The sequence below is a fragment of the Knoellia sp. p5-6-4 genome, from assembly GCF_029222705.1.
In the GTDB taxonomy this organism is placed as follows: Bacteria; Actinomycetota; Actinomycetes; order Actinomycetales; family Dermatophilaceae; genus Pedococcus_A.
This window is the reverse complement of record NZ_JARGZF010000002.1, coordinates 809,497-828,956: the sequence shown is the minus strand read 5'-3', so window position 1 is coordinate 828,956 and position 19,460 is coordinate 809,497. Positions and strand designations below refer to the sequence as shown.

General features: G+C 72.2%; 18 protein-coding genes. 8 read left to right on the top strand and 10 right to left on the bottom strand.

Annotation, left to right across the window (positions count from 1 at the left end; all coding sequences use genetic code 11):
* Positions 1–145 precede the first annotated feature (145 nt).
* Positions 146–553 carry a hypothetical protein gene (locus P2F65_RS15405; RefSeq protein WP_275809599.1) on the top strand — a complete coding sequence of 136 codons (408 nt, stop codon included), beginning with the start codon at positions 146–148 and terminating at the stop codon, positions 551–553.
* A gap of 31 nt (positions 554–584) precedes the next feature.
* Here P2F65_RS15405 and P2F65_RS15400 read toward each other — a convergent pair whose 3' ends face one another.
* The 3 genes from P2F65_RS15400 to P2F65_RS15390 form a co-directional block, all read right to left on the bottom strand.
* Positions 585–2,171 (bottom strand): FtsK/SpoIIIE domain-containing protein, encoded by a 1,587-nt coding sequence (locus P2F65_RS15400; protein WP_275809596.1) that lies wholly within the window; start codon positions 2,169–2,171, stop codon positions 585–587.
* Positions 2,172–2,368: 197 nt separating this feature from the next.
* A complete protein-coding gene (locus tag P2F65_RS15395) occupies positions 2,369–5,002 on the bottom strand; it encodes an FtsK/SpoIIIE domain-containing protein (protein ID WP_275809593.1) in 2,634 nt (877 codons plus the stop codon).
* A gap of 129 nt (positions 5,003–5,131) precedes the next feature.
* The gene (locus P2F65_RS15390; RefSeq protein WP_275809590.1) at positions 5,132–5,914 is read right to left on the bottom strand and encodes a hypothetical protein; all 783 of its coding nucleotides are present in this window, start codon (positions 5,912–5,914) and stop codon (positions 5,132–5,134) included.
* Positions 5,915–6,434: 520 nt separating this feature from the next.
* Here P2F65_RS15390 and P2F65_RS15385 point away from each other — a divergent pair.
* From P2F65_RS15385 to P2F65_RS15355, 7 genes are all read left to right on the top strand, one after another.
* A complete protein-coding gene (locus P2F65_RS15385; protein ID WP_275809587.1) occupies positions 6,435–8,522 on the top strand; it encodes a S8 family serine peptidase in 2,088 nt (695 codons plus the stop codon).
* A gap of 448 nt (positions 8,523–8,970) precedes the next feature.
* Entirely contained in the window at positions 8,971–10,194 is a 1,224-nt protein-coding gene (locus tag P2F65_RS15380) for an ATPase, T2SS/T4P/T4SS family (RefSeq protein ID WP_275810689.1), read from the top strand.
* Positions 10,195–10,197: 3 nt separating this feature from the next.
* A complete protein-coding gene (locus tag P2F65_RS15375) occupies positions 10,198–11,067 on the top strand; it encodes a type II secretion system F family protein (RefSeq protein ID WP_275809584.1) in 870 nt (289 codons plus the stop codon).
* The gene (locus P2F65_RS15370) at positions 11,064–11,984 is read left to right on the top strand and encodes a type II secretion system F family protein (protein ID WP_275809581.1); all 921 of its coding nucleotides are present in this window, start codon (positions 11,064–11,066) and stop codon (positions 11,982–11,984) included. Before P2F65_RS15375 ends, P2F65_RS15370 begins: the two co-directional genes overlap by 4 nt.
* Positions 11,985–12,813: 829 nt before the next feature.
* Positions 12,814–13,428, top strand: a complete 615-nt coding sequence (locus P2F65_RS15365; protein WP_275809578.1) for a hypothetical protein — start codon at positions 12,814–12,816, stop codon at positions 13,426–13,428.
* A gap of 275 nt (positions 13,429–13,703) precedes the next feature.
* On the top strand, positions 13,704–14,192 hold the full coding sequence (locus P2F65_RS15360) for a hypothetical protein (RefSeq protein ID WP_275809575.1): 489 nt from the start codon (positions 13,704–13,706) through the stop codon (positions 14,190–14,192).
* Complete coding sequence (locus tag P2F65_RS15355; RefSeq protein WP_275809572.1) at positions 14,192–14,497, top strand: hypothetical protein; 306 nt, start codon at positions 14,192–14,194, stop codon at positions 14,495–14,497. The genes P2F65_RS15360 and P2F65_RS15355 overlap by 1 nt, the downstream gene beginning before the upstream one ends.
* Positions 14,498–14,629: 132 nt before the next feature.
* On the opposite strand, the gene P2F65_RS15350 is transcribed toward P2F65_RS15355, so the two are convergent.
* The 7 genes from P2F65_RS15350 to P2F65_RS15320 form a co-directional block, all read right to left on the bottom strand.
* Positions 14,630–14,776 (bottom strand): hypothetical protein, encoded by a 147-nt coding sequence (locus tag P2F65_RS15350; RefSeq protein WP_275809569.1) that lies wholly within the window; start codon positions 14,774–14,776, stop codon positions 14,630–14,632.
* Positions 14,777–15,343: 567 nt separating this feature from the next.
* Positions 15,344–16,672 carry a phage major capsid protein gene (locus P2F65_RS15345; protein ID WP_275809566.1) on the bottom strand — a complete coding sequence of 443 codons (1,329 nt, stop codon included), beginning with the start codon at positions 16,670–16,672 and terminating at the stop codon, positions 15,344–15,346.
* 256 nt (positions 16,673–16,928) lie between these two features.
* Positions 16,929–17,162 (bottom strand): hypothetical protein, encoded by a 234-nt coding sequence (locus tag P2F65_RS15340; protein ID WP_275809563.1) that lies wholly within the window; start codon positions 17,160–17,162, stop codon positions 16,929–16,931.
* Positions 17,159–17,332 carry a hypothetical protein gene (locus tag P2F65_RS15335; protein WP_275809560.1) on the bottom strand — a complete coding sequence of 58 codons (174 nt, stop codon included), beginning with the start codon at positions 17,330–17,332 and terminating at the stop codon, positions 17,159–17,161. The genes P2F65_RS15340 and P2F65_RS15335 overlap by 4 nt, the downstream gene beginning before the upstream one ends.
* Before the next feature lie 291 nt (positions 17,333–17,623).
* Positions 17,624–17,827, bottom strand: a complete 204-nt coding sequence (locus P2F65_RS15330; protein ID WP_275809558.1) for a hypothetical protein — start codon at positions 17,825–17,827, stop codon at positions 17,624–17,626.
* A 110-nt stretch (positions 17,828–17,937) separates the two neighbouring features.
* Complete coding sequence (locus tag P2F65_RS15325) at positions 17,938–18,183, bottom strand: hypothetical protein (RefSeq protein ID WP_275809555.1); 246 nt, start codon at positions 18,181–18,183, stop codon at positions 17,938–17,940.
* 199 nt (positions 18,184–18,382) lie between these two features.
* Positions 18,383–19,420, bottom strand: a complete 1,038-nt coding sequence (locus tag P2F65_RS15320) for an AAA family ATPase (protein ID WP_275809552.1) — start codon at positions 19,418–19,420, stop codon at positions 18,383–18,385.
* Between the last annotated feature and the right edge of the window lie 40 nt (positions 19,421–19,460).

The window sequence follows — 19,460 nt, the reverse complement described above, 5'->3', positions numbered from 1 at the left end:
CCACCCTCACAGATGACGCGAGGTTTTCACAGGGGTTTCTTGCAGGAAACGTGCCGATTTGCCTGAGGGATTGGTCACAACCCGGACCCGCTGCCGCCGGATCTGCGCGGTGGAGGGCCGGTGGCGCTCGGCTAGCCTGACGCCCGTGAGTGCCGCCCCCAGCCCCTCCGATCGCCCGTCGTCCCACAGCGTGGACCGTTCCCGGGTGGTGGCGAGTGCGGTGTGCGCGCTGCAGGGGCTGTTCCTGCTGGGGTTCTGCGTCTTCTCGCTCGTCGAGCTGGCGTCGTCCGGGTCCGACAGCCCCACACGCGTGGTCATGGAGGTCGTGCTCGTCGCAGTCTTCGCCATCGGCCTCCTGGCGATCGCCCGGTTCTGGGTCGCCGGTGCGGACTGGCCGAAGACCCCCACGGTCGTGTGGAACCTGCTGCTCCTGCCGGTCGCCTGGGGGCTCGTGCAGAGCGGGCGCGGGCTGATCGCCCTCGTCGTCGCTGCCGTCGCGCTGACCGGCATCGCCTCCGCCGTCGCGGCCGGCACCTCCAACCCCGAGTCGTGACCACGGCATGATCGCCGCAGCGGTCGTGAGCTCAGGCCGTCTGCGAAGCCGGGGCGGGCTCGGCCACCGTCGCCACCTGGACCTCGACCGTCGCTGCGGCCGTTACGAGCAGGCCCCGCCCCGGCACGCGGTCGGCCGGCGCGAGGCCCCGGCCGGGAAGCCCGAAGAGCTCGGCGTCCCCCACACCGCGCGGGCCCAGCAGGAGCCCGGTCTGGCTGCGGGCGACCTCCACGGCGACGCTGCGGTACTGCGTGAGCAGGGTGCTCGTGCCGGCCGAGCACGCCACGAGCCCGGACCCCTGACGGGCGGCACGGACCAGGTCGCGCAGCATGGGCTCGACCGGGGTGTCGAGCAGCTGGTCGGCGTCGTCGACGAGCACGGCGAGGTCCGGGTCCGCTCGGTGGGCCGACTCCAGCGAGACGATGTCGTCGGGCGAGGCCCAGCAGACGACGCCCCGGGTGCCGCGAATCCCGTCGAGCGGCCCGGGCCGCGTCGTGACCAGCGCGACCGGCCGCCCGGCGCGCAGCAGTGAGGCGGCCAACGTGCCAAGCGCCGTCGACTTGCCGCTGCGGGGCGTCCCGGCCACCAGCCAGAGCCGACCGTCTCGCTGCGGGTTCAGTCCCACCGGCCGCAGGTCGTCGCCCCCGATGCCGACCGTGACCTGACCGGCGCGCAGGTCGCCCACAGAGCCGAGGGCGTCCAGGCCGACCTGTGCCGGGAGCGGCTCGACCCGCAGCGGACGCAGCGGCGGGGGCAGGTGCTCCACCGCGCCCGCCGGCACCGTCGCCGGTGCCGGGGGCTCGGCCAGCTGCACGACCGTGCCGTCGGGGGCCACCACGGCGCGACCAGGCGGCTGCACCCTCGGCAGCGCGTCGCGGCCCAGCCCGGCGAGCACGGCATCCCCCGGCTCGGCCAGCCGCAGCACCAGGCGCCGAGCGAACAGGGAGGTGGTGCGCCCGCAGAGCACGGCGCGGTCTCCCGTCACGGCCGCGCGCAGGCCGACGGCGGCACCGACCCGCAGGAGGGTGACGAGGCGGTCGCTGAGCAGGCCGTGGTCGGCGGCGTCGAGCTCGTGCACCACGAGGTCCCAGTCGTCGACCAGGAGCAGCACGGTGGCGGGGGGCGGCGGGGTCGTGCCCGGGGCGGAGGCTGCTGCCGCGCGCCAGTCCGTGAGTGAGGAGTGGCCGTGCCGGCTCATCAGGTGCTGCCGTCTGGCGAGCTCTGCCTCCAGCCGGCGCACCAGGCGCTCGAGCCGTGCGCGGTCGTCGCGTGAGACGACGGCCCCGGTGTGGGGCAGGCTCGTGAGGCCACGCAGGCCCCCGAGGCCGCCGTCCACGGCATACAGGTGGAGCTGCGCGGGGGTGAGCCGCCGTGCCGCCGCGCCCGCCACCAGGCGGAGGAAGCCGGTGCGGCCGCTGCCGCTGGTGCCCACCGCCGCCCAGTGCCCCGCCTCGGCGAGGTCCCACAGCAGCGGCTCCTGGCGCTGCTCGGCCGGGCGGTCCGCGAGGCCCAGCGGCACCACCCACTCGCCCAGCGCCCCGACCCCGGGGAGGCTGTCCGCGGTGAGGTGCTCGGGGAGCGGGGCCAGCCAGGGTGGCGCGACAGGAACGATGGCCATGGCCGCGGCGGCCGTGCGCAGGCTCGCGACCAGGACCGAGAGGTCCGAGTCCTCCGGGTGGTCCCGGCCGTCGCGCCGGTCGGGACTCGCACCGGCGCGAGGGTCACCGGGGTCGGCGCCGCGCCGCTGTTGGACTTCAGGGTGTTTCGGGGGACCGGCGGCCCAGTCGACTGGCAGGACGCTGAGCGGTCCCTCCCTCAGCTGTGACGACGCGGCGCCGGCGACCCTGGCCGTCTGGAACAGCTGCGGCGGTTCGCTGCCGCTGCGCGCGAAGGCGCGGCCGGGTGCTGCCTCGCTGATGCTCGCAGCGGCGGAGCTGTCGATGACGTCGTCGGAGTGGCCCGGTCACGGACCCGCAGCGCGACGCGGAGGCTGACGTTGGCCTTGATGTCGGCGGAGACCACACCGGCGGGACGCTGCGTCGCCAGGACGAGGTGCACGCCCAGTGACCGTCCGACGGCGGCGACACGGACCAGTCCGGTGATGAAGTCGGGGAACTCCTCTGCCAGCACGCGGAACTCGTCGATGACGATGACGAGTCGCGGCACCGACGCGTGCTCCGGCCCGCGTCGCCGCTCCCAGTCGTCGAGGTCACGTGCGCCCACGGCCGCGAAGAGCGCCTCGCGGCGCCGCAGCTCGGCACCGAGGGAGGTGAGGGCACGCGCGGTCAGGTGGGCGTCGAGGTCCGTGACCAGACCGGTCGTGTGGGGGAGGGCTGCGCACTCGCCGAAGGCGGCGCCGCCCTTGTAGTCGACGAGCACGAACGCGAGCCGGTCGGGGCGGTTGCCGGCGGCCAGCCCCGCGACCAGGGTGCGGAGGAACTCGGACTTGCCCGACCCGGTGGTGCCGCCGACGAGGATGTGGGGACCGTCGCGGCGGAGGTCGATGCTGTGTGTCGCGCCGGCCGCGACGCCGACGGGTGCCTGCGTGGTGGCGGGCTGGGCAGCCCACTGCCGTTGCACCGCGTGCGGGTCCCGCGCGTCGAATGGCAGCAGGTCGAGCAGCCCGACCTCGTGCGGCAACCCGCTCTCGGTATCCTCGGGCGTGGAGTCGCGCAGAGGGGCGAGGGAGCGGGAGAGGCGGTCGGCCCACCACGACCCGACCTGGTCCACCACGAGGGAGTGACCCTGGGGGTCGCCGTGGGTGGCGAGCCGCCACCGCGTGGCCTTCATGCCCGCCGTCGGGGCCTCGACCACCGCCGCGCTCTCGCTCGGCAGCCGCCCCGCCTCCTCGTCGAGGGCGAGGAAGGCCAGGCCCACCGGCGGTCCGTGCTCCAGCAGCCCCGCCACGCCGGGCTGCTCACGCAGCAGGCCTGCACCGGCGAGGATGACGAGGGTGCGTTCGCCGGTCCACGGTTGGCCGGGTTGGCGCTGTTGACGGCGCTGGTCCACGGCGACCCGCAGCTCCTGGACCGCCGCGGCGACGGCGGACCCACCCGTCTCGAGGCAGGCGAACCGTCGCTGCGTGTCGCGAACGCGGCTGTGGGGCAGGCGCGAGAGCCATTGCCACGCAGCGCAGTCCGCCCGTCGGGCGGCCAGGAGCCAGATCTCGACATCCCGCGGGGAGTGCAGGGCGGCCACCTGGCCGACGAGGCTGCGGCCGACTGCTGCGGTCTGTGCTGGGGGACCTGCGATCCCGAGGACACCGAGAGTGCCGAGCGGCACCGCACACGGGGAGTCCGGTGACTCGAGGTGCTCCGGCGGCGCGTCCTGCCCTGCGCTGACGAGCCTGACCTGCGCGCGTGCCGTCCACGTGCCGAGCCGCAGCTCGAGGACGTCGGGGTCCGAGCGGCGCCGCTCCCACAGCCGGGTGGACGGGGTGCAGGCCAGGGCCAGCACCTCGGCGGGGTCGGGCAGCACCCGCTGGCGGGCCCGCCTTTCCTCCGCCACGGCGACTGCGGCGCAGGCGCGCACCCGCCGTACGGCCGCCTCGTGCTCCGCGAGCTGCGCGGCATACGAACGCTTTCCGTGCACGCGGTCCGTGATCGCGGTGGCGCCCATGAGCGCCGGGGTCATGAGCGCGAACGCCAGCATGGCAGGGGAGAACAGCAGCGCCAGGACCACGCCGATGGGCAGCGGCACGAGCATCGCCACCCACGGAAGGCGGGGCCGGTGCGGGCGGGGCGGTGCCGCGGGGATCGTGAAGGTGGCCGGCTGCGCCGTCCGGGCCATCCTGGGGCTGCGGTTGACGAGCCGGTTCCCGTCACGTGCGGGAGTCACCGCTGCGGGCTGCCGGTGCGGGGTGCGCACCCGGAACCGGCTGGACCCCATGGCGACCGTCTCGGAGGTGCGGAGCAGCCGGCCTGCGTCGGGCACGGGGCAACCGTCGACGCGCGTGCCGTTGGTGGATGCGTGGTCGGCCACGTGGACCCCGTCGGCGCCCACGGTGAGGAGGGCGTGGGTCCGGGAGAGGTCGGGGTCGGCCACGGTGAGGTCGGCGCCGGCGCCCCGGCCGACCCGGACCGAGCCTGGGGCGAGGGTGAACTCCCGTCCGGCGTCAGGGCCGGAGACCACGGCCAGGGTGAGGGGGCTGGCATGCCCGGGCCGACTGCCGTGTCCGCCACCCGGGCCGGGTGCCGGCTGGTCCCCGCCGCCGGGGAGCACTGTCAGCACGGCGCCGTCGAGCAGGGCGCCCTCACCCACCGCGTCCGCGTCTCGCACCGGCGTCCCGGTGGCCCGCAGCCGCCACTGTCCCTCGGGGAGGTGCGGGCCCACATGGCCCTGCAGCGCGCGACGGAGGTCGGCGACGGTGGCCCCCGCGGGTGCGTCCACGAGGACCTCGAGTGGGCCCCGCCCCCCGTCGGCCCACACCACCGTCATCTGAAGGTGCATGGGAGCGACGCTAGGAGGGGCGGTGACCGGCCGATCCGGCTTGTCCACCGCCTGTGGAGGACGGGAGGGGCGCTCCGCGAGGAGCCGTAGGATGCAGGCCGCTCGGTGCCGGCGTCCAGCGCGGACGGGTCAGAGCCTGCCTCCGTCGAGCAGGATGCGGGCCCCCTTCTGCGCGGTGGGGTCGGTGCAGCTGGTGTAGTGCAGCCAGGAGGCCCCGAGGAGCCGTGCCATGCAGTCGGCCGCCCGCTCGAGGCCGGTGACGCGGTCGCCCCCGAACCAGTTGGCCATGTCGCGGCTGTACTCCGTGTAGGGCCCGTACCCGGTCCCGTAGTTGGCGATGACCACGGCGTGCCCGTACTCGTGGGCGGCGACCGAGTACAGGCGGTCGGCGGGCACGTTGGGCGAGATGAAGATCCTCGCCGCGCCGGGCCGGTTGGCGTCCGTGATGCCGTAGTGGCCGTACTGAGACGACACCTGCCAGATGGCGATGCCGTCGCGGTAGCCGGGGATGGAGGCGATGGCACGGTTGAGGGCCGGCCAGGAGGTGCGAGCCGGTGCCGCGGAGGGCGCGGGCTCGGCCTTCGCGCGGGCCGCCGAGCGGGCGGCCCGCTCCTTGGCTGCCTGGGCGCGCGCCTCGGCCTGTTTGCGTGCTGCTCGCGCCGCCGCGGCTCGTGCTCGCTGCGCCTCTTCCACCGCCGCCGACCTCGCGTCGGCACGGACCACCTCGTCCCTGGCCTCCCTGACCTGGCCGGTCTCCCGGTACTGGGCCGCCCGTTCGGCGGCGAGCCGGGGATCGCGCTCCGGTGGTCCCGCAGGACCAGCGGGGGCCGCGGGCCCCCCGCAGGCGGAGGCGGCGGCGACGAGTGCTGCGGCTGCAGTGACGAGGGAGCGGGTGACAGGTGAGGCGGGCATGAGTTCTTCCGGTGCGGGGACCTGACCGCCCAGCCGGAGGAGCCCCCGAGGGAGGGCAGGCGGCATCGGCCGCCGGAGGTGCGGCACGCACCCGGCGGGGGCAGGAGAGGACCGGTGCCCGGGGACCGGGGGCACCTCGTCCTCGCCACGGCTGTTGCCACCGCGAGAGGCGGGGCGGTCAGCTGGACCCGGGGACCTTACCCGCTGCCCGGCGTCAGGTCGAAACCGCGACCGCGCTGTGGACAAAGGGCACGCACCGGGGCATTCCCCCTAGGAGGCGGGTCGGCCTCTCCTCGCCCTTCGTCGACGCCGTGCTCCCGGACGGGTCGCGGCTGCACGTGGTGACCAGGCATCGCGTCACGCTGGCACGAAGCCACCCGGGCTCCGGCATCGGCCAAGCGACTGAGCAGCTGCTCCATCCGAAGGCGGATGCTGGCATCCCCTCTCATGGCCGATCCTGCAGAGACGTGGCCTTCGGGCCGCGCGTCAGCGCGTCAGGTGCCTGCCGAAGGGGAATGCCATGTCCCAGTTCCTGCGTCACCTGTCCACGAGGTGTGCCGTCGCGCTCGTCGCGCTCGCCCCGGCCCTGTCCGACACGGCGGCCGCTGCGCCTACACCCGCACCGGGGCCGGGCGCCACCAGTCCCCACGCCACTGGTGCCGGCTCAGCCCCCCGCGGTGCCGGCAAGGGCGACAGGGACGGCAACAAGCTCGCCGACGACCTCGAGGCTGCGCTCGCGGCCCGGAGCCCGGGCGACCGGGTCCGGGTCATCGTGCAGGGTGCCACCCCTGCCGATGCCCGGCGCGCGGATCCGTCGCTCACCGTGGACCACAGCTACTCGCTGGTGCGGGCGTTCTCCGGGTCGGTCGCAGCGAGTCGCGTGGCGGCGCTGGCAGCCCTCTCCGGGGTCACCCGGGTGGAGCTGGACGGAGTGGCCACCGCGGCCGACGTCGCCGGCGAGGAGGGCTACGGCGTGACGGCCGCGCGGGCGGCATACAGCGGCGGTGACGGGACCCTCGACGGGGACGGAGTGGGCATCTGCGTCATTGACACCGGCATCGACCCGAACCATGAGCAGCTCGCCGGGCGGGTGGTCGGCTGGAGGGACTGGGTCAGCGGCCAGGCCGCACCGTACGACGACCACGGGCACGGGACCCATGTCTCGAGCATCGCGGCCGGCGACGGCACAGGGTCCGCGGTCGCGGGACAGTACGGCGGCGTGGCCCGAGCGGCGTCACTGATCGGCGCCAAGGTGCTCAACTCGTCTGGGTCCGGCTCGGACGCCGACGTCGCCGCTGCCATCGAGTGGTGTGCGGGCCGCAGCGACGTGCGCGTCATCTCGATGTCGCTCGGCAGCCCGGGCGGGGACGGATCGGACATCGGCAGCCAGATGGCGAACGCCGCAGCCGCCGCGGGCAAGGTCGTCGTGGTGGCCGCAGGGAACAGCGGGGACGCCCCCGGCACGATCACTGCACCCGGCGTCGCCACCGACGTCATCACCGTCGGTGCCGCGTCGGACGAGACCACGGTGGCGGGAGGGCTCGACACCGACGTCGGGCTGTACCTCGCCGGGTTCTCCGGGCGGGGTCCCACGGCCAACCCCGCCGCGCGGCTCAAGCCAGACGTCGTGGCACCGGGCCTGAGTGTCGTCGCCGCGAAGGCCAACGCCCCCACCTCGTACGTCGCGTACTCCGGCACCTCGATGGCGACGCCCTTCGTCGCAGGCGCGGTGGCGTTGGGCCTGGAGGCTGCGCCGGGAAGCAGCCCGGCCGCCATCAAGTCAGCGCTGCAGACCACGGCGCACGACGCAGGCGCAGTGGGCGCGGACAACGAGTGGGGCCATGGGCTGGTGGACACCCGTGCGTTCCTCGCGGCCCTCGGGGGCGCGGCGGCGGGCGCCTCAGCCTGGCCGGGCCACCGGCTCGTCGAGGGCTCGGTCGGCTCGGCCGCCACGCGCGACGTCGCCATCGAGGTCCGCACGGCCGGGCGTCCGCTGGCCGTGACGCTGCAGACGACCAACGGCGCCGCCACGTGTGCCTTGCCGGTCGGCGGTGCCTGCTGGGGTGGGTACGAATGGGCGCCTGACCTCGACGCCTACCTCGTCAACCCCACGGGGACCGTTGTGGCGGTGAGCCGCTGCATGCTCGAGGCGTCCAACGGCCACTGCGCTGCACCGGGGCGCTTCGAGTCGCTCGGCATCTCCAGCGCCGCCGCCGGAACGTGGACCCTGCGGGTGGAGTCCTTCTCCGGCTCCGGCACCTTCCGTGCCGACATGTTCGGGGGCTTGGATGGATCCAGCCCCCCCGAGCCCGCTCTCGCCGCGCCCTCGGCGCCGGCCGGGCTGACTGGAACGGCGCTGTCCAAGAGCCAGGTTCGCCTGGCGTGGACGGACACCTCCGGCAACGAGAGCGGTTTCCGGGTCGAGCGGTGCAGGGGCGGAAGCTGCACCACCTTCGCGACCGTCGCCTCCCTCGCCGCCGGCTCCACGGCATACACGAACTCAGGGCTGAAGGCGGGCGTGACGTACCGCTACCGCGTGCTGGCGTGGAATGACGCCGGGGTGTCGGGCTACTCCAACATCGCGACGGTCATGACGCCGCGGAGGTAGCCAGACGCACGACGGCGCCGTGCCTGGGCGCGACTACGGCAGCTGGGCACCCTGGTGCTCGCGGAGCTGGAGCGCCTGCCGTAGCCGGGCTTCACCGACCGGGAAGGTGCCGAGGCGAAGCGGCAGTTGGACGTGGTTGCCGAAGAGCGGCGGAGGCTGCCACTGGAAGGTAGCCGGATGCGGTCCATGTCTCCCCGTGCCAGGCGTCAGCTCGGCGGTCCGGCCCTGGCTGCCGCGACTGTCGAAGCCACTCGAGTTGGGGCAGCGCGCGTTCGTGGGCCTGGCCAAGGTGTCCTTCACCGCCCTCATCGGCCGGTAACCAATTCTTCGCCCTGTGGACAAAGGGCACGCACCGGGCATTCCCCCTACGATGCGTGAGCCGGCCTGCTTGGCGAGGACGGCGAGGGTCGGGGTGGTGTCGTCAGGTGCGTTCGGCAAGGGGGTGCTCGTGGAGGCCGTGGGCCGCGTGGAGTCGGAGGTGCGCGAGCTGATCCGTCGCACCGGTCTGGACCCGGCTCGGGACACCCGGGAGGTCGACCGCCTGGTGCGCGAGGCGGTCGCCGACTACGACGAGCGCTCGCTGCACGGTGGGCTGCCGACCCTGACGAGTGTCGAGGGGGCCGTGAAGTCGGTGCTTGACGCGGTCGCCGGGTTCGGTCCGCTGCAGCCGTATTTCGACGATCCCGCGATCGAGGAGATCTGGATCAACGAGCCGTCACGGGTCTTCGTGGCACGGGGCGGCGTCGCCGAGCTGACCAACACGATCCTCACGGACGACGACGTCCGCGACCTCGTCGAGCGCATGCTGAAGACCTCGGGCCGGCGGGTCGACCTCTCCTCGCCCTTTGTCGACGCCGTGCTCCCGGACGGGTCGCGGCTGCACGTGGTGATCCCCGACATCACGCGGGCCCACTGGCACGTCAACATCCGCAAGTTCGTCGTCAAGGCCGACCACCTCGACGACCTCGTCGCGCTGGGCACGCTGACCCGGCAGGCGGCCCGCTTCCTCGAGGCAGCGGTCGTCAGCGGGCTCAACATCCTCGTGGCCGGAGGCACGCAGGCCGGCAAGACCACGCTGCTGAACTGCCTGGGCGCCGCCATCCCTGCCCGGGAGCGGGTGGTCACCTGCGAGGAGGTCTTCGAGTTGAAGATCCCGCTGCGTGACGTGGCCGCGATGCAGTGCCGCCAGCCCAGCCTCGAGGGCACGGGGGAGGTTCCCCTGCGCCGGCTGGTGAAGGAGGCGCTGCGGATGCGCCCGTCGCGCATCGTCGTCGGCGAGGTCCGGCAGGCCGAGAGCCTCGACCTCCTGATCGCGCTGAACAGCGGCCTGCCCGGCATGTGCACCATCCACGCCAACACCGCGCGGGAGGCCGTCACGAAGATGTGCACGCTGCCCCTGCTCGCCGGCGAGAACGTCAGCAGCCGCTTCGTGGTGCCGACCGTCGCAGGCTCCATCGACCTGGTCGTCCACGCCGCGCTCGAGCACGACGGCGTGCGACGCGTCCGCGAGATCGCCGCGGTGCCCGGGCGCGTGGAGGGTGACGTCGTCGAGATCGCTGACCTCTTCGTCCAGCGCGACGGGGTGCTGCGCCGGGCTGACGGCTTCCCACCGCACCTCGACCGCTTCGAGCGCGCCGGCTACGACGTGTCGGCCCTCCTGGCCCAGGAGTAGCCGGTGCGCGGTCTCCTCCTCGGGCTCCTGCTCGGCATCGGCGTCTTCTTCATCTGGTGGTCCTGCTGGGTGCCGGATGCCGCGGCCGCACCGACGGCTCGCCGCTCAGGGCTCGCGGACCGGCTCCGGGACGACCTCGTCCAGGCGGGCTACGAGGGGATGCGTCCACGGACGCTGGTGTTCGCGTGTGTGACGGCCCTGGTCGTGGTCTTCGTCGCCGTGCTGGCACTGACGACGGTGGTGCCCATCGCGGTGTGTTTCGCCGTGATGGCGGGCTACGCCCCGCTGGCCCTGGTCCGGATGCGCGCGCGTCGCCGGCGGGCCGTGATGCGTGACCTCTGGCCCGACGCGGTCGACAACATCGCCTCTGCGGTCCGCGCCGGTCTCGCCCTTCCCGAGGCGCTGTCCCAGCTGGGGCAGCGAGGCCCCGAGGAGTTCCGGCCGGCCTTCCGTGGCTTCGCCGAGGACTACCGGACCACCGGGCGCTTCCACGACTGCCTCGACCGCCTCAAGGACCGGCTCAGCGACCCCGTCGGCGACCGTCTCGTGGAGTCGCTGCGCATCGCCCGGGAGGTCGGCGGCAGCGACCTCGGCCGGCTGTTGCGCACCCTGTCGGCCTTCCTGCGCGAGGATGCCCGCACCCGGGCAGAGCTCGAGACGCGCCAGGGCTGGACCGTGAACGCCGCCCGCCTCGCCGTGGCCGCCCCGTGGGTGGTGCTGGCCCTCATGGCGTCGCGGGGCGAGTCGGTGCAGGCCTACGGCACCGCCCTGGGCGCCGTGGTTCTGGCGACGGGCGCCGCGGTGTCCATCGCCGCCTACCGGATCATGGTGCACATCGGCCGGCTGCCCGAGGACGAGCGGGTCCTGCGATGACGGGCCTGCTGGGCGTCGATGGGCTGTCCGGGCCCGGCGCGGGCCTCGGGCTCATGCTCGGCCTGGGCCTCGCGCTGGTGTGGCTGGGCCTGCCCCTGCACCGGCGGCCGCGCCTGGAGCACCGGCTCCACCCCTACCTGCGCGATGCGCCCAAGCCCTCGCGTCTCCTCGCAGGCAACCACGTCGATGGCGCCAGTGCGCTCGCGGTGCTGCTGCGGCCGGTGGTCCGCGACCTCGCCCAGGGCATCGAGCGGCTGCTGGGCGGATCGGCGTCGGTGCGGCGGCGCCTCCTGCGGGCAGGGCTGGCCCCGGACGTCGACCGCTTCCGGGCCGAGCAGGTCGTCTGGGGTGCGCTCGGCACGGTCGGGGGTGCCGGTCTGGGCATGGGCATCTGGCTCAACAAGGGTGGCTCGCTCGTCCCGCTGGTGATGATGACCTTGTGTGGTGCCGGCATCGGCATCGTGGCGCGCGACCAGTGGCTGTCCCGCGAGGCCAACCGGCGCGAGGCGAGGATGCTGGCCGAGTTCCCCACAGTGGCGGAGCTCCTGGCGTTGGCCGTGGGTGCGGGCGAGGGGGCCGTCGGGGCGCTCGAGCGCGTCTGCCGGCTCTCCAGGGGCGAACTGGCCGGCGAGCTGGGCCGCTGCCTCGCCGACGCCCGCGCAGGCGCCAACCTGCCGACCGCACTGCAGGGACTGGCCGACAGGACCGGCCTGCCCAGCCTGGCGCGATTCGTCGACGGCATGGTCGTGGCCGTCCAGCGTGGCACGCCCCTTGCGGAGGTGCTTCGCGCGCAGGCGCAGGACGTGCGCGAGGCCGGGCGGCGGGCGGTGATGGAGGAGGGCGGCAAGAAGGAGATCCTCATGATGGTCCCGGTCGTCACTTACCCACATTCCTCGCCCCGAGTCCTCTCTGCGTGAGCAGGAGGCCTCCGAGATCACCGTCCACGGGGGCTGGTCTTGGCGCTCGTCGGGGGAGTGGAGGAGAAGAACGGCGCCCGTCCACGCGTTGTCCACAGGACCGGGTTTGCAGGCACCCACGCAGGGCCTATCGTCCGAACAGCGGCTTGTGTCAGTGACGGCATTAGCCTGCTGAGGTAGGCAGCGGCGCCACGCCCGACGACTCGCCGAGAGGCGTCGGCTTCGCCGCTTATGCTTCCCGTAGTGGTCAACGGCGACCGCGACATCAAGAACCAAATCAACAAGCTAAAGGCCCGGGGGTAGGAGCCCGGGCCTGAAGCCGACACCCCATGAAAGGGATATCTCGATGATGGTTTCCACCGTACGGCAGGTTGCGCCCTGCCGTCACATTGGATCACTTCGCCGGCCGGTCGTCTACACCCCGCCCGCGATTCTCGTGATCGTGGTCGTGCTGGCGAAGTTGGTCCCGGGCCTCGAGCTGTACCTCCGGCTCGGCGGCTGACCCGGTAGCCCACCAGGCGTCGATCCCCTTCTCTGGCAACGGGATCGGCGCCTGGTGGTGCCGCACCGCCCTACCCTGGCCCATGCGGGCCAGGGAGATTAGCCCGCGCGGCCGACCCTTCGGTCGTCCGTTCGGCCGATCCCCCCTTGACCCTCCCGTGACTCCTTGCCACGGTTGAACGACGGGCTGGGGGAAAGCCCCGTCGTCGAATCACCAACGAAGAGAGGGTGATTCGGCTGTGTGCTCTGCCTGCCCTCGGGTCTTACGGTCCAGGAGCCGGGCTCTCCTGGAGGCCGGCGACATCAACGAACCGGAAGGGGAAACACCATGAGGAAGAACCTCAGCATCGGGCCGGCCTTCGACTCGAGGAAGAAGAAGGCCGCCGCGGCAGGCGGGGCCCTGGCCCTCATTGGCGGGATCGGCTGGGCCGCCTTCGTCGGGAAGGCGCAGATGGACGGCCACGTCAAGGCCGGCGCCTTCGAGCCCCTGTGGCAGATCGCGACCCTCGACATCGATGCCAGTGACGGGGACGGCGTGGGGAGCACCGCCGGAATCTGTGCCGTCACCCCGTCTGGGGACGGGACGAAGGTCACCTTCGAGGTCAACGACGCGCTTCCCGGTGACGCCTGTGTCGTGGACGGCAAGGTCTTCATCAAGTCAACGGGCTCGGGCGGCGTGGAGGGCGTGATCACCGGCTTGGCCATCCCGAACCTGCCGGCCGGATGGAAGGCCGAGCTTCTCACCGGCTGCGGCGCGGACGTCCCGCGGACCACCTACGGCTCAGGCCAGGGGGCCAATGTCTCGATGCGGATCTCGGCCACCGACGATCTGACGCCCGATGGCGTGGTCCACCCGTTCGACCCCGGCTCGGGTATCAACATCATGCCGGCGAACCAGGCCCCGGCCGGGACCATCAACTGTCCGGCCGTCGTGGGTGAGTGACCGTGGCCCACTGCCGTCCCTGACCCCACCCCATAGGGAATCGTCCTCCCCTTGGTGGTCGCCGCGCCCCGGTGTCCGGACGAAGGGCTCCCTTCCCCCTGGGGGTCGGTCTGGAATGCCGGGGCGCGGTCATACCCCGAGCAGCTAGCTCGTCGTGACTATGCCGGAAATAGTCCCTTCCGGGGTATGTGCGAAGACCATCCGGGTCTGAGACGGTCCTTCCATCAACGAAGTTCGAACAGGTGTTCGAATTCATCAGGAGAGGACAAAGAACAATGACCGCTAAGCCCACCGCCGCCAAGTCCGCCCAGGCCCCGAAGCCCGCTCCCACCAAGGCCGCAGAGGCCCCGAAGGTCGAGGCCCCCAAGTCCGCCTTCAAGGTCAAGGCCGGCGGGGCCAAGGGGGAGGCCATCGTGGAGGCCCTGAGGAAGGACCCCAACCTGTCCCGCGCGGCCCTGGCCCAGAAGGTCGGCTGCACCGTTGGTCGGGTCGGGGAGGTCGTCCGGTTCCTCGCCGCCGAAGGGGACGCGGACCAGAAGGCCGTCATCAAGGCCCACGTGGACGCCCAGGCCGCGAAGAAGGCGGCGGCCAAGGAGGACACCGCCAAGCGGCAGGCCGAGGAGAAGGCGAAGAAGGCCGCTGAGGCGGCGAAGAAGGCGGAGGAGAAGGCCAAGGAGGCCTCCCTCAAGGCAACCAGGAAGGCGGAGGCCCAGAAGACCGCCCAGGCCTCCCGCGCCGCCAAGCCCGCCACCAAGGCGGAGTGATGGGGCGCAGGACCCCTCCGCGTGGTTACGTCGTCGGCCTGCCCGTGACCATCGGGGTCTTCCCCGATGGTCGGGTGGTCGTTGACGTGGACCTCTCGGACGCAGCCGATGCCATTGCCGAGGAGGGCGAGGGCCTGCCCATCAGCGGATATACCGACGACCAGGTTCACGCCGACTCGCTGGCGGTCGCCCGCGCGGTCGCCGGGCAAGCGCCCATGAAGATCAAGTCTTCAAGCCCAAGCCTCCTCCACGGCCTCCTCCGCGGTCACCGACCTCGTCACCTGACCGTTGCCGAGGAGCCTTGAGTCCCCACCTTGAGGTGCCACCCGTTTGCTACCCCCAGACAAGGGACAAGCGCCCAACCGCTCTGGGTCGGGCGCTTGCCTTGGTGGGCGTCGCCTTTGGCAGGAAGACGACGCCGGTAGGCGTTGCCGGTTTCAGCTGCCGAACTTGAAGGTCACCTCTAGCGTGGGCCAGACCTTGGCCATGACCACGATGATGATGACGATCGCGGCGGGCACCCGAACGCGACGCTTGGAGAGGTGGTGACTACATCTGTAGAGATGTACGCTGGCGCTTTCCATTTGCTCCATCCTGTTCTTAGATCTTCCTGCAAGTGGTCCCCTAGGGGACCTCGAGGGCCAAGTGCGGCAACACTTGGCCCTCGTGGTTGTCCGTGTGGACTTGTTAATCATCGCCGGGGCTGGCTCGCCTCGGTTCACATCAGTGTGCGGCCTCGAAGACTGCCTTGGAAACCGCCCGAGGCCGCGACTGGACCCTCGCGGGTGTGACGTGGATCACACCCGTTCGTCCGCTCTGCGACGGTTCAGAGGCACAACTCGCACCGGTTTGGGCCCCTCTGGTGTCCCGCCTTCACCAAGAGAGCAACGGGCGGGACCGGGCGCCCCTACCCGGGCCCCCTCATGCCCAGAGGATGCCCAGACGGGCCGCCTGGCACATGGAAAGGCCCCCTGCCGCCCGGATCGCGGGTGACAGGGGGCCTCGTCTGGTTTCGAGCTGGCCCGCAGGTCCTTCTCAGGCCCTCCAGAGGAGGGAAAGGTGCCTCCAGACCTTCGGTCCCCGGCGGAGGGAAGATTCCACAGGAAGAACCTCCGCCAGGGCGCGCCGTTGACGGGCCAGCCCGAAGTCCATCAGGCCTCGAGGAGGCCGGTCACGACGTCGAAGGCCTCGGCCCGGGCCACGGCCACGTCGCCGCGGTACCAGCCGACGAAGCCCACGTGGCCGGTGTCGGCGTACCGCTCGGAGAGGACCCGGATCTGCAGGTTGGTCCGGACGCCGACGAAGAGCTGGTGCCAGTCCGCCGTGAACAGGTCCGATGCCACGCCGACCGAGGTGCCCTCGTCGAGATTGGTCGGGACCTGGCTGGTGGACAGGCGGCTCACGCCGTCGAGGTAGACCGGCGGGGCCAGGTAGGGGCCGGTCGAGCCGTTCTCCCGCTGAAGCTCGAGGCCGCGCTTGGTCCGGTCGGCCATGATCTGGGCGTTGGGGTCCTCGTTGAGGTCCCGCAGGCGGCCGACGGCCTGGGCCAGGGTGTCCCAGGTCGGGGCGAGGCCGTTGGTGTCGATGGCCTGGACGTTGACGCCGGCGGCCCCCTTGACACCCTGGGGCTCGTCGCCGCCAGCCCCGTAGAGGCCGGCGTGGTCGACCTTTAGGGCGAAGGACCGGGCGAAGGCGTTCATCAGGGCGGCGTCGCCGTCGGTGTCCTCGAGCCACTCCCGGGTGGCCTTCGTCAGGACCGCGAGGGACTTGGCCGTCAGGGTCACCTTGTCGAGGAGGCCGTCGGACTCGTCGATGGTCGAGCCCTCGGCCCTCCAACCCGGCTCGGGGTCGCCGGCCCACTTGGCGACGTCGACCTTCCGGTTGGCCATCGGGACGATGACCGCGCCGGCCTGGAGGACGCGGGTCTGGGCCCGGGCCAGGTCGATGATCCGGGCGGACAGGACCGTCGGGATCATGACCCCGCCGGCCGCGGCGGTCAGGCCGGACATGGCTCGCTGCTCCGCCTCGGCGTCCTTCCAGTCACCGAGGACGACGCCACGGAGGACCTTCCGGAGGCTGAGGTCGACCTCCTCGCCGTCGACGAGGTGGAGGCCCTTGGACCGGATCAGGCCCTCGAAGGACTGGCCCCGAGTGAGGGGCTGGTCGTCCTTGTAGACGGACGAGTCGACCGGGCCGTGCGAGCGGTTGCCGGAGCCGTCGCCGGAGGTCCACTGGCCAGACCCCTGGATCTGCGACCCGAAGTCCGGCAGGAGGTCGTTGAGGGCCTCGATCTCGGACCGGTGGGCCTGGGCCTCCCGGGCCTCGGAGGCGAGGAGCTCGCGCCCCTCCTGGGCCGATCGGGTGGCGATCTCGTCGAGGGCGTTGTGGCGGGCCAGGAGGGCGTCCTTGACCTTGGCCACCTTCTCGGAGAGGGGCAGGTTCTCGAGGTCCGACGCGCGGACCAGATTGGGCTTGCTCATGATGGCGAAATCCTTTGCAGGAGAGAGGAATGTTGAAGGAGAGGCCTGGGCCTCTGTGCTCGGCGAGCGGAGCTCGAGCCGGAGCCGGCCGGACGGACCTCGGTGGGGCCGGTGCCCGATGCCTCGGCCGGGGCGGTGCCCTCGGGCGGAGATCCTTCCCCAGGAGGCCCCAGGCGGTGCCTGGGGCCGTCCCAGCGGAAGGAGACAGCAGCCTCGGGGCTGACCGTAAGGCCGGGCCGGCCAGGGGTCCAGCCGGTTACCCGCCGAGGATCGCGCGGTCGACCTCGGCCTGGAGGGCCCGGAGCCGTTCCTGGGCCTGGGCCTTCGTCACCTTGGCCCGGAACATCCCCGGGCCGTTCATCGGCTCCACGATCCCGAGGGCCGTCCAGATGAGCATGAGGTCGGCCAGCTCGACGCCGGCCACCTCGCCCTCGCCGGGGGTCAGGTCCTGGATCTCGCCGTCGGCCCAGAAGATCGACACCATGCTCACGCCTGGGCCCCCTTCCTGGCCCGGATCCGGGCGACCCGGAGCTCCTCGTCGGGGATGCCGAGGATCCGGCAAGCGATGCAGGTCGACGACAACCCATCGCGCTTGGCTGGCGCCGGGTAGAAGGCCGATGCCGGCCGGTCCTTGCCGCATTGGTGGCAGGTCTTCGTCATGGTCAATTCCGTTCTCTGAGAGGGGTCTTCGTCTGCGATGGGTATTTGGTTTGTTCATGCCGGAGAGAAACGCGTTCGCTGCGCGGGTGAAGGAGGGGGCTTCGACGTTGAACTTTTGAGCCCCCTACCCCTTGTCGGTCGACATGCTCTGAGGCCCAGAGAGCGCGCGAATGGGCCTCGGATGGGTTCTGGTCCAGGTTTCGGGTCTGAGGCCGCGAGAGCCTGGCTCTTGGGCCACGTTTGGGGGTCCTGGTCCTCGGGCCCGCGGCTCGAGCCGGCCGAGCTGGGTCCTCACCACGGGGTCGAGGTCCTCGGCTGGTTCTGCCCGTGGTCCCCGTTGCCCCGGCTCGAGTTGCAGCGCAGGTGCATGGCCCGGAGGTTCCCCGGGTCGAAGGGATTACCCCCCTTGGACAGGGGGACCACCTTGTCCACGGATACGTAGGACCCGTTGACCTGGCCGGTCTGCTTGTCGCGGTACGGGATCGAGACGTCCATGGCGACGTGGCACCTGGGGCAGGGCCTCCCGTGGGCTGCCTGGCGGACGGGCTCCTTCACCCGGTTCCACCGCGCCCGGTTCTCGCCGTGGGATATCCACTGCGGAGCCATCAGCGGCCCTCCAGCTCGATCGAGGCCCAGGGCCGGCGGCCGGGGTCGAGGTCCCGGGCCTTCCGCGCCTCCTCGGCGGTCTGGTCGGAGCCGCGCCGGCTGGGCTCCGGCAGGCCCGTGACGACCTGGCCCTCGGGCAGGGCCGGGTCGATGGGCCGGTGGTCCAGGCAGTGGCGGTCCTTCCCGTCGCGCCATCGCCAGGGAAAGGAGGGAGCCGGGCATCGGCCGAGCTGCTGCTCCTTCATCGAATCTCCTTGTCTTCGAATACCTTTGGTCCCGACCCCGACCCCCCTGTGACCCCCTTAAAGGGAGGGGGTCACGGGGGGTCACGCCAGGGGTCATGGAGGGGGTCATGGAGGGGGTCACGGGGGGTCACGCCGTGCTCGAGGAGGGGGTCACGGAGGGGGTCATGACCCTTCGCCCCAAGGGGGGTCACGGAGGGGGTCACGGCGGCGCGGCGTGACCCCCCTTCTCGGTGACATCCCGGAAGGGCCGGATCACCCGGTGAGGACCCTTGTCCGTCAGGTGGTTGAGCCTGATCAGGTGGGCACGGGCCAGCCGGTTCGCCTCGGCCTTGCCGCCGATGAGGCTCTGGATCGTCGTCCAGGACAGGCCCTGCCCGTCGTTCGCCTCCATGTACTCCTCGACGGCGCGGCTGATCTTCTCCATCCGCGCGCGCGGCAGGTTCTCCTCGGCCGGCCGGTCGTCCCCTGGCTGGCGAAGGGCCGGCCGGAGGGCCAGGTGGATCCGGTCCTTCGTCAGAGGCTCCATCTCGAGGTCGCCGAACCACTGCATGGACCCGTCGGGCGCCGAGGCCCGCCGCAGGCCTCCAGGCCTGTCCTTGGCGATCCTCACCCTGGTCACGCCGTTGAGGCCGACGCCGAAGGGTCGGACCGACTCCAGGGAGAAGGCGGCTCCGTCGAGGGCGTTGATCTTGTGGACCCCGCCGATGGCGTACCTGCCCCGGTTCTCCGAGGACTTCGTCACGTGGTCGAGGGTCACGACCGCTGCGCCGGAGGCCTTGAGGTGTCGGAGCAGGTGGCGATTGAGGCCAGCCGCGCCGTCGTTGCCCATGGTCTCCATCTGGAGAGTGGCGATCGCCTCGGTCACGCCGTCGAGGACCACCAAGCTCGGCCCCAGCTCGAGGACCGCCGCCAAGTCGACCTGGGCTGCCGGCCCGAGGGGCTCGGCCGGCCGGACGTAGACCAGCCGCTCAGCGATCACCTCCGGGTCGACCCCGAGCATGATGAGACGGCCGACGACCGTCTCCTCGGTGTCCTCGAAGTCGAGGTACAGGACGACCGCCCCGGCCTCGAGTTCCTGCCAGACGAAGAGGAGGGCCAGCCAGGTCTTGCCGGCCTCGGTCTCGCCCATGATGGTGTGGACACGGCCCCGGTACAGGACCCCCTGGCCGTCGGTCCGCTGGCCGACCTCCGGGAGGACCGGCTCCCACGTCCCGTCGCGGAACCGCTCGAGGTCCACCGGTCGCCAAGATCCTTGGGGGGCAAAGTCTTCGGCTTCA

Bases quoted from the DNA above. Each gene is read 5' to 3' on its own strand.
- P2F65_RS15400 (WP_275809596.1), bottom strand. From the start codon at position 2,171: ATGGCCATCGTTCCTGTCGCGCCACCCTGGCTGGCCCCGCTCCCCGAG.
- P2F65_RS15395 (WP_275809593.1), bottom strand. From the start codon at position 5,002: ATGCACCTTCAGATGACGGTGGTGTGGGCCGACGGGGGGCGGGGCCCA.
- P2F65_RS15390 (WP_275809590.1), bottom strand. From the start codon at position 5,914: ATGCCCGCCTCACCTGTCACCCGCTCCCTCGTCACTGCAGCCGCAGCA.
- P2F65_RS15385 (WP_275809587.1), top strand. From the start codon at position 6,435: ATGTCCCAGTTCCTGCGTCACCTGTCCACGAGGTGTGCCGTCGCGCTC.
- P2F65_RS15370 (WP_275809581.1), top strand. From the start codon at position 11,064: ATGACGGGCCTGCTGGGCGTCGATGGGCTGTCCGGGCCCGGCGCGGGC.
- P2F65_RS15365 (WP_275809578.1), top strand. From the start codon at position 12,814: ATGAGGAAGAACCTCAGCATCGGGCCGGCCTTCGACTCGAGGAAGAAG.
- P2F65_RS15360 (WP_275809575.1), top strand. From the start codon at position 13,704: ATGACCGCTAAGCCCACCGCCGCCAAGTCCGCCCAGGCCCCGAAGCCC.
- P2F65_RS15355 (WP_275809572.1), top strand. From the start codon at position 14,192: ATGGGGCGCAGGACCCCTCCGCGTGGTTACGTCGTCGGCCTGCCCGTG.
- P2F65_RS15350 (WP_275809569.1), bottom strand. From the start codon at position 14,776: ATGGAAAGCGCCAGCGTACATCTCTACAGATGTAGTCACCACCTCTCC.
- P2F65_RS15345 (WP_275809566.1), bottom strand. From the start codon at position 16,672: ATGAGCAAGCCCAATCTGGTCCGCGCGTCGGACCTCGAGAACCTGCCC.
- P2F65_RS15335 (WP_275809560.1), bottom strand. From the start codon at position 17,332: ATGACGAAGACCTGCCACCAATGCGGCAAGGACCGGCCGGCATCGGCC.
- P2F65_RS15330 (WP_275809558.1), bottom strand. From the start codon at position 17,827: ATGGACGTCTCGATCCCGTACCGCGACAAGCAGACCGGCCAGGTCAAC.
- P2F65_RS15325 (WP_275809555.1), bottom strand. From the start codon at position 18,183: ATGAAGGAGCAGCAGCTCGGCCGATGCCCGGCTCCCTCCTTTCCCTGG.